Below are 8,722 nucleotides of genomic sequence, written 5' to 3' on the forward strand. Positions count from 1 at the left end.
CATGGAAGGTACGGTCACGCTGTGGAATTTCATATCGACGCACGAGGGCATCTAGAGAGTTTTTTTGTCCCGGATGCTTGGATTTGGCCATTGCCAGGGTATCGGTCACTTCACAAACTTCAGAAAGCGCGACAAAACCTGCGCGCTTGAATTCCATATCCAGGAAGTTCATATCGAAGGTCGCGTTATGCGCAATAATTTCGGCACCTTGCAGATAGTCAAACAATACCTGTGAGATTTCCTCAAACAGCGGCTTGTCTTGCAGGAACTCGTCGGTAATACCGTGGACATTCACCGAATCGCCAACCGGTTTTTTCGGATTGATATAAATATGGATTGAGCTGCCGGTAAGTTTCCGGTTAATCATTTCGATCGCACCCACCTCAATGATCCGGTCACCATCCTGATAATAGAAACCGGTGGTTTCCGTATCCAGAATCAATTGACGGGGGCCATGCAGCTCTAAGGTCGGCGGTGTAATCACAATTTGCGGATGTAGTTCGGTTGAATCTGAAGTGACTGAAGCAGACTCATCGGTATTTTCAGTTGTTTCTAAATTTTCAGTCTGTTCCATTTCTTCTTCGGCCATTTCCATGCTCTCTTCGAGTTCTTCTTCGCTATCGACAAGATCAAGCCCAAAAGGGTCGTCTAGAAGCCAGTCAGGTTCAGATTTTTTTTTATTTTCAGTGATTGCAGTCACTGATTTGGATTTTTTCAAGGTTTCATCTGCGCCCTGATTGGCTAGTTGATCGGCCATTTCATTGCCAGGATGTCCGGCATGGCCTTTGACCCAGTGCCATTCAATATCGCGGCCTTGGCAGGTGGCATCCAGTTTTTGCCATAGATCCGGATTTTTAACGTCTTTCCAGTTTTTCTTTTTCCAGCCATGAATCCATTCGGTAATGCCTTGTTTGACATAATTGGAATCGGTATAAATGACCAGCTTGGCATCTTTTGGACAGAACTGAATGCCTTCGATCGCTGCGGTCAGCTCCATGCGATTATTGGTGGTATGATCTTCGCCACCGCAAATTTTGTGTTCCTGCTGTTCGGTAATTATGTACGCACCCCAACCGCCTAAACCCGGGTTGCCGCGACAGGCGCCATCAACATATAGCGTGATAGTGTGAGACATAAATTAAAATCCGATCAAAAAAGAACTTGCTGAAGAGGATATTGTATAACGCAAATACGCTTGATGCGTCTAGATGCACCAGTTTTTTTAATTTCTTGTAACATTTAACGTGAAATCGGGGTAAATTAATGCCTTGTGTCCACGACATGCTTCACTACAATGGCATATCTAAAAAATAAATTTATATACGAATTGTTTGGATTTCTTTATGTATAAACCAACCGCAATTTTGTGGCAGCCCGCATTACCAGCATTTTTAAAATTTTCTGTACTTGGAACGGCACTCGCTTCCTTGGGACTGACGGGCTGTTCATCTACACAAAGTGCGACCCAAAAAGCGTCAAGCAAGCAGGTTGGCTCACAATATCTAGATGCAAGCAGTTTGGATGGGCTGGAAGATTTACTTTCTGCAACGGATATGCGTGCGGTTGAAGGTGACCGCTTACTGATTTTGAAGCATGGTGATATCTGGAAACGGATGACCGTGGGTTTCAAGATGGATCTGAATACCTGGAATCCGCGTATTGATGCACAGCGTGGCTGGTTTATTTCCCGTCAGCCGTATCTGGACCGCCTGAGTGCCCGTGCATCACGTTATCTCTATTATACGGTGAAAGAAGCAGAGCGCCGTGGTATGCCTACGGAACTGGCTTTATTACCGATTATTGAAAGTTCTTATGACCCGGCGGCGACCAGTAGTGCAGCAGCGGCAGGTTTTTGGCAGTTTATTCCGAGTACCGGCCGTATTTATGGTTTGAAACAAACCTCACTTTACGATGGCCGTCGTGATGTGGTGGAATCGACCCGTGCGGCTTATGAATTCTTGGGTAGCTTATATAACCAGTTTGGTTCGTGGGAATTGGCTTTGGCCTCTTATAATGCCGGTCCAGGCCGTATCCAGCAGGCAATTAACCGTAATAAGGCTGCAGGCTTGCCTACCGATTACTGGTCCTTGAAACTGCCTCAGGAAACCATGAACTATGTACCGCGCTTCCTGGCAGTTGCACAGATTGTGAAAAATCCGGGTACTTATGGCGTGAGTTTGCCACCAATTGCCAACCGTCCTCACTTTCGTGAAGTGACTGTCGGTGCAGCCAATTTAAATGAGATTGCAGCCATTACCGGTTTAAGCCGTGCTGAACTGTATCAGCTTAACCCGGGGCATCGTGGTGATCGTATTGATCCGGAAAGTCCGCGCCGTATTTTGATTCCGGCTGACTTAAGTCCATCGATTGATGGAAAACTGAAAAAACTGCAGTCTAGTTCAAGCGGCTTATGGGCAGGTACTGTCAGTAACTCGCCTAAAACGACCACTACAGTAACTCCAAATCCAACTGTAGCACCAGCATCAACCAGTACCACCATCGTACCTGCCAAGCAGACTCCACCGGTGCTTGCCACTACGACTGCTAAGACTGCAACAGCGACCAAAGCTCCAACTACGACAACCACATCTAAACCAACTACGACTACACCAGCAGCAATTTCTACCACGACGACACCAAATTTAACTGCACAAACCACCAAACGGGTCAGCACACCACGTGGTTCCGAAGCACTTGCTGAATTTGCTGCAAAAAGTGAATTGCCTATTCCAAGCGCGCCACGTATTCCGGTTGCTGTGACGCCAGTTGCTTCGGTGAAGCCTATCCAGGTCGAGCCACCAATTACCGCAGCTGAACGTCAGCAAATCCAGAAAGTGGTGTCAGCAGAAGAAATTAATAAAACTGTGGATGAGCTTTTACAACCTGTAGCGACTGCGGCTGAACAGGCACAGGTCATTGAAGAGCTGAAAGCACTGGCACCTGCAGGCACAGAAATTGTTGACCCTTATGATGGCAAGATCAAACTGACTGCAATTCAGACCAGTCAGTCTATTGCCGAGCAGCAGGGCAAGGAGCTGACCAAAGGATTCTCATATCCGAAAGAAGTCGCTGTAAACACCAGTGCAGATTCAGTTGAAGCTCGACTCAATCAGGGCAAAAACTATGTCAAAACTGATTCAGAAGTCGTGGTTGTGGCACCGAAAGGTAAGCGCAGTACCTATAAGGTTTTACCGGGTGATAACCTGGCATTGATTGCAGCCAAAAATGGCGTGAACTGGCGTGATGTCGCGAAATGGAACCAGATTGATCCAAACTCTACATTATATGTGGGCACCACAATTTATCTCTATGATGCCAAGCCGGTACAGGAAGCACCGAAAGCTAAAGAGAAACCGGAAAGCTATGTGGTTCAGGCCAATGATTCTTTGACCAGCGTTGCCAGCCAGTTCGGCCTCAGCGTTAAACAATTGGCTGATTATAATGATCTGAGTACGACCAGCGGTTTATTTGTTGGGCAAAAGCTTTCCCTGAAAGAAAGTGCCAGCAAAGCGAAAGCTGAAGACAGTAAAAAAGCCGAAACTGCCAAAGTTCAGACCAAGTCCTATACCGTTAAACGTGGTGAGTATCTGAAATTGATTGCAGATCGCTACGCATTGTCGAATGCAGAACTTGCTGCACTAACTCCGGGTTTAACTGCGGGTAGCAGTTTGATGGTCGGACAGAAGATTAATGTTCCTCTTAATGAAGTTGAAGAACTGACTGCGAGCAGTAAGAAAACCGAAAAAGTCGAACAGAAGTTTGAGAACGTTAAGGTTGATCATACGCCAACAGAAAACTATCAGGTCAAACGTGGTGAAACCCTGTACAGCATTGCCAATCAAAGTAAATTGACGGTATCTGAACTGGCAGCGTTAAATGGCCTGTCTGCAAACAGCGGCTTACGCATTGGTCAAACCATCAAGATTCCAGCTGGTAGTCAGGTTCCTGACAGTTATACGGTTCAATCGGGTGATACACTGACCGGGATTGCAGCAAAATATAATCTGTCGATGGATCAAATTGCTAACCTGAACAATATTTCCCGTAGTGCCAATCTGCGTGTGGGTCAGCATCTAAAATTATCTGGCAGTCCTGAACCTGTGCAGGAAGTGGTCACCGAGACTCAGGAAAAAAATGTCAAATCAGATACTCACATCGTGAAATCTGGTGAAACCTTAAGCTCGATTGCCCGCCAATATCATCTGCAATTACGTTATCTGGCAGACTTGAATGGTTTGAATACCAATAGCAATGTGCGGATTGGACAGCGTTTAAAAATTAATGAAGATATTCAGATCGCCAAAAAAGAGCCGGTAGTGAAAGTCGCAACAAAATCTGCATCTTCTAAGGCGACAGAATCCTATACGGTAAAATCCGGGGAATCTCTGATTGCGATTGCCAATCGTGTAGGAGTACCCGTTACTGATCTGGCGAGCCTGAACAATCTTAGTCCACGTGCCGGTTTACGTGTGGGCCAAACGCTTCAGCTTCCAAAACTTGTCACTGAATACAAGGTGAAGCGTGGCGATACCTTGATCGGCCTGGCATCCCGTTATGGTATGGCAACCAATGAACTGGCAGAAATGAATGAACTGAAACCCAATACTCAATTGCGTATTGGTGATGTGATTAAGGTTCCAAACTAATTTCTGGATCGTGAAATTGTTTAATCCCGTCCATGTTTTATGGATTCTTGCTGCCCCCTGGATCATCAGTTCCAGCGGGGCAGCAGTCATTACGACGCCATATATTGCATTGCATAGTGTACCCAAATATACACAGGCTAAATCTCTGCCTTATGCCAATCCGCAAGCGCCCAAAGGCGGTATCCTTATTCAGGCAGCCGATGGCAGTTTTGATAATCTGAACAGCATGAATGGTAAGGGGAATGTTACTGAAGGGATTAACTATATTTTTGACAGTCTCATGTCGAAATCCTTGGATGAACCCGGTGTCTATTATCCTTTGCTGGCTGAGAAAGTCAGTTTCGACCCAAAGCAGACTGCTTATATTATTTTCCATTTAAATCCTAAAGCCAGATTTAGTAATGGTCAACCAGTGACGGCTAAGGATGTGAAATACAGTTTTGATCTGTACCAGACCCAGTCTAATTTTGGCTTGCAGATGTATCTGGCAGATATTAAAAAAACCGAAGTTCTGTCACCTTTAAAAGTTAAGATTAGTTTTAAATCTCGCCATAATCCGGAAATGGCCATGATTGTGACGCAAATGCCGATCTATTCTCAGCAGGAGTGGCAAAAGCGCAACTTCAAGGACATTAACCTGAAACCGATCTTGGGTTCTGGGCCCTATGTGATTGAACGTATTGATGCAGGACGCAGTATTTCCTATAAACGTAATCCGCATTATTGGGGTAAAGACCTGCTGGTCAATCGCGGCCGTTATAATTTTGATCGCATACAGTATCGCTATTACCGTAGTCCGGAAATCAAGTTTGAGGCTTTTAAATCGGGACAGTTTACGCTACATGAGGAAAAACAGGTTAATCGCTGGGTAGGTGATTATCGCTTTCCTGCGGTACAGCAAGGCCAGATCAAAACCTATCGTTTTCACCATCACAATCCGATTCCTACACAAAGCCTGATTTTTAATACTCGGCGTCAGCCCTTTGCTGATATCTGCTTCCGGCAAGCTTTAACTCTGGCCTATGATTTTGAATGGCTAAATAAAGCCTTGTTTCATGGAGAATATCAGCGTCTGAACAGCTTTTTTAGTAATAGTGAACTGGCATCTACAAGCAAGCCGAGTGCTCAGGAGCTGAAAATATTACAACCAAATTTATCTAAATTGCATCCGGTGCAACGTCAGGCGGTATTACAGGATTGGCATTATCCGCAATCAGATGCCTCCGGGTTTAACCGCAAAAATTTATTACAGGCGCGACAAATTTTATTGAATGCCGGTTACCGTTATCAGCAGGGGAAACTGGTGACTGCTCAAGGTAAACCTGTACAGATTGAATTTCTGTTGCATCAGGCTGAACAGCAGCGTCATCTGATGCCTTATCTACGGCATTTGAAACGTTTAGGAATTCAGGCTCACATTCGGATGGTGGAAACGGCTCAGTATTATGAGCGACTAAGAAATTATCAGTTTGATATGATTATGGATACCATGCCGCAATCGCTGACACCGGGGCAGGAACAGAAACAGTTTTGGGGCAGTGAGGCGGCACGTCAGCCTGGCAATTATAATTATGCCGGTATTCAAAATCCGGTGATTGATCGGGTAATTGATCAGGTGGTTCAGGCACAAAGTCGTGAGCAGCTGATTTATAGTACCCGAGCTTTAGACCGTTTATTGCGAGCCGGTTATTATCATATTCCGACCTATGGTACGGGTGAATACTGGTATGCTTACTGGAATATGTATCGGCAGCCCAAGATCAAGCCCAAGCTTTCTGCGGGTATTGATTACTGGTGGGTGGATACAGCTAAAGCCAGACAAGTGGCACCGTACTTAAAATATCGCTAGATTTCCAGCTTCGGGGAGTGCCATGAGCACTTATATCGTCAAACGTTTGCTTCTTATGATTCCGACATTATTGATGGTTTTACTGATCAATTTTGTGGTGATTCAGCTTGCACCGGGTGGTCCAGTGGAACAGGCTATCTATCAGTCACAGCATGCAAATAATTTGGCGATCGGTGGCTTGCAATATCAGGGACAGCAAGGCCTGACCCCTGAAATGCTGGAACAGATCAAGATTCAGTATGGATTTGATCAACCGGTTCATCTACGGTTCTGGGAAATGTTGAAAAGCTATGCCCAATTTGATTTAGGCCAGAGTTTTTTTAAAGGCCAAGCTGTGACTGAACTGATCTGGGAAAAATTGCCAGTTTCACTGTCTTTAGGTTTCTGGAGTACCTTGCTCATTTATCTGGTCTCTATTCCTCTTGGCATCCAGAAAGCCAAAAAGCATGGCAGCCTGTTTGATCAAACGACGTCTTTGCTGCTGGCTGTGGGCTATGCCATTCCAGCCTTTATCTTTGCCATTTTGCTGATTGTATTTTTTGCAGGTGGTTCCTATCTGCAATGGTTTCCTTTACAAGGGTTAAGCTCGGAAAATTTTGATGAATTATCTTTCTTTGGAAAAAGTCGAGATTATTTCTCGCATATGGCTTTGCCATTGCTGGCCATGGTGCTCGGTGGTTTTGCAAGGCTGACTTATCTGGTGAAATTTTCCTTTATGGAAGAGCTCAGTAAACAATATGTGCTGGCAGCAAGAGCGAAGGGACTACAGGACAGGGCAGTGCTCTACCGGCATGTACTGCGCAATGCTGTGCTGGTGTTGATCGCTGGATTGCCAGAAGCTTTGCTCGGTATTTTATTTGTCGGGAACCTGTTTATTGAAATCATCTTTAATCTGGATGGTTTGGGCATGCTGGGATTTGAGGCGATTCTGCAGCGGGATTATCCGGTCATTTTTGGAACCTTGTTTATTTTTACCTTATTGGGCTTGGTGCTGCGTTTGATCAGTGATGTGCTGTATCGGGTGATTGATCCCCGGATTCATTTTGATTCACGAAGGTCAAAATAATGTCACCAATGCTACGCGCCAGCCTGCAACGTTTTAAAAATAATAAAACCGGATTTGCCTGCTGCATTGCCTTTGTCATTATTTTTATCTTGTCACTTGGTGCTGAGCTGATCGCTAACGATAAGCCTTTACTGATCAAGTATGAGGACTCCTATTATCTGCCAGTAATAAAGTCATATCCTGAAACGATTTTTGGGGGTGTCTTTGAAACTGAAACCGAGTATCAGGATCCTGCGGTACAGCAGCTGATTAATGCCAAAGGCTGGGCAATCTGGCCGGTGATCCGCTTCGGCTATGACACACCCAATTTGGCACTCGATATTCCAGTACCTTCACCTCCAAGCAGGCAAAATTGGCTAGGAACAGATGATCAGGGACGGGATGTGCTGGCACGGATTCTATATGGCTTGCGTATTTCCTTGCTGTTTGGCTTTGCACTGACTTTGCTGTCGGCAGGATTAGGTGTGCTGGTCGGTGCAGTTCAAGGCTATTATGGTGGCTGGATTGACCTGATCGGGCAACGTGCACTTGAGGTCTGGAGCAGCCTGCCGATGCTGTTTATGGTCATGATTCTGGTCAGTGTGTTTAGTCCGAATATTTACTGGCTATTTGTGATCATGCTATTTTTTGGCTGGACAACACTGGTGTCGATGGTGCGCGCTGAATTTTTACGGGCCAGAAATCTGGAATATGTCTGGGCAGCGAAAAGTATTGGTGCAGGGCATGGCCGGATCATGTTCAGGCATATTTTACCCAATGTGATGGGTTCCAGCCTGTCACAACTACCTTTTATGCTGACTGCCAATATTAGCGCACTAACTGCACTGGACTTTTTAGGTTATGGTTTGCCACCCGAAACCGCTTCTCTGGGGGAATTATTACTGCAGGGTAAAAATAATCTCAATGCGCCGTGGTTGGCTTTATCCGGGTTTCTGACTTTAGCCATTGTCTTGTCTTTACTCATCTATATCGGTGAAGCCATCCGGGATGCTTTCGATCCCAAAATTTAAAATGATTTTTTAAGACTGATTTAATATCTACAAATAAAATTTGTATCCATTTGACAATATGAATTGTCAATTATGGCAAGTTAGGTTATAACACATACAAAATAAGATAAACATTTCAGGAAAGTACATGACACAATTGGCCGATTCCATC

The 8,722-nt window shown here is 45.1% G+C and carries 5 protein-coding genes; 4 read left to right on the forward strand and 1 reads right to left on the reverse strand.

Translation table 11 applies throughout. The features are described from left to right. The coding region (dnaQ, locus tag B4J23_RS07005) for a DNA polymerase III subunit epsilon (RefSeq protein ID WP_291359569.1) at positions 1 to 1,135 on the reverse strand (1,135 nt) is incomplete at its 3' end. Positions 1,136 to 1,343: 208 nt separating this feature from the next. Between dnaQ and B4J23_RS07010 the strand changes: the two genes are divergently transcribed. Genes B4J23_RS07010 through B4J23_RS07025 form a run of 4 tightly spaced genes read left to right on the forward strand, consistent with a single transcriptional unit; the run spans position 1,344 to position 8,571 of the window. Further along, the gene (locus B4J23_RS07010) at positions 1,344 to 4,646 is read left to right on the forward strand and encodes a lytic transglycosylase (RefSeq protein ID WP_291359571.1); all 3,303 of its coding nucleotides are present in this window, start codon (positions 1,344 to 1,346) and stop codon (positions 4,644 to 4,646) included. Between the two features lie 43 nt (positions 4,647 to 4,689). Further along, positions 4,690 to 6,495, forward strand: coding sequence for an extracellular solute-binding protein (locus tag B4J23_RS07015; protein ID WP_414631565.1), 1,806 nt, complete (start codon positions 4,690 to 4,692; stop codon positions 6,493 to 6,495). A gap of 22 nt (positions 6,496 to 6,517) precedes the next feature. Next, the gene (locus B4J23_RS07020) at positions 6,518 to 7,561 is read left to right on the forward strand and encodes an ABC transporter permease subunit (protein ID WP_125278938.1); all 1,044 of its coding nucleotides are present in this window, start codon (positions 6,518 to 6,520) and stop codon (positions 7,559 to 7,561) included. Beyond that, positions 7,561 to 8,571: an ABC transporter permease gene (locus B4J23_RS07025; RefSeq protein WP_125278937.1), complete on the forward strand. Its 1,011-nt coding sequence runs from the start codon at positions 7,561 to 7,563 to the stop codon at positions 8,569 to 8,571. The genes B4J23_RS07020 and B4J23_RS07025 overlap by 1 nt, the downstream gene beginning before the upstream one ends. The last annotated feature ends 151 nt before the right edge of the window (positions 8,572 to 8,722 follow it).

The sequence above is a fragment of the Acinetobacter sp. UBA3025 genome (genome assembly GCF_002367915.1).
In the GTDB taxonomy this organism is placed as follows: Bacteria; Pseudomonadota; Gammaproteobacteria; order Pseudomonadales; family Moraxellaceae; genus Acinetobacter.